Below are 954 nucleotides of genomic sequence, written 5' to 3'. Positions count from 1 at the left end.
TCGCGTAAATGATGTATTGGTCGATGCTTGTGAGTTGATTCTAGAAGATTCCACACTAAGTATTATCACTGCAAAAGATGAAGATGGCCTTGAAATATTGCGTCACTCATGCGCTNACCTTGTTGGTCACGCAATTAAGCAGCTTTGGCCTGATGTCAAAATGGCGATTGGCCCAACGATTGAAAATGGCTTCTACTATGATGTTGATTTAGAGCATCGTCTCACTGAAGAAGATATGGCAGCCCTCGAGAAGCGTATGCTTGAGCTTGCTAAGAAGAGCTATGACGTTGTTAAGAAGACCGTAAGCTGGCAAGAAGCACGAGATGCTTTCGAAGCGCGTGGTGAAACTTATAAAATGGAAATTCTTGACGAAAATATCGCCAAGACCGATACGCCAGCTTTGTATCACCATGAAGAATATATAGATATGTGCCGCGGCCCTCACGTGCCGAACATGAAATTCTGCCATCATTTTAAACTAATGCGTATTTCTGGCGCGTACTGGCGTGGCGATTCTGACAACAAAATGTTGCAGCGTATCTACGGTACAGCTTGGGCAGATAAGAAGCAGCTAAAGCAATATTTGAATCGCTTACAAGAAGCCGAAAAGCGAGACCATCGTAAAATAGGTAAGAAGTTAGACTTATTCCACATGCAGGATGAGGCGCCAGGTATGGTCTTCTGGCATGACAAGGGGTGGAGTATCTACCAGACTATCGAAAACTACATGCGTACCAAGCAGCGCAAGTATGGTTATAAAGAAATTAAGACGCCTCAAGTGGTTGAGCGTACGCTATGGGAGAAGTCGGGCCACTGGGATAAATTTAGTGAGCAGATGTTTACTACTCACTCAGAGAACGCAGACTTTGCAATCAAGCCGATGAACTGCCCATGCCACGTTCAGGTATTTAATCAAGGCTTGAAGAGTTATAAGGAGTTGCCCTTACGTCTTGC

Annotated in this window: 1 pseudogene; it reads left to right on the top strand. The window is 44.5% G+C overall.

Going from position 1 to position 954, the window contains the following annotated elements:
* Positions 1–954: pseudogene (locus A3757_RS23755) on the top strand (threonine--tRNA ligase); the annotation flags it as partial.

It is taken from the genome of Oleiphilus sp. HI0117, from assembly GCF_001635235.1.
Note: the sequence above shows the minus strand (reverse complement) of the source record. Positions and strands in the feature narration are given on the sequence as shown.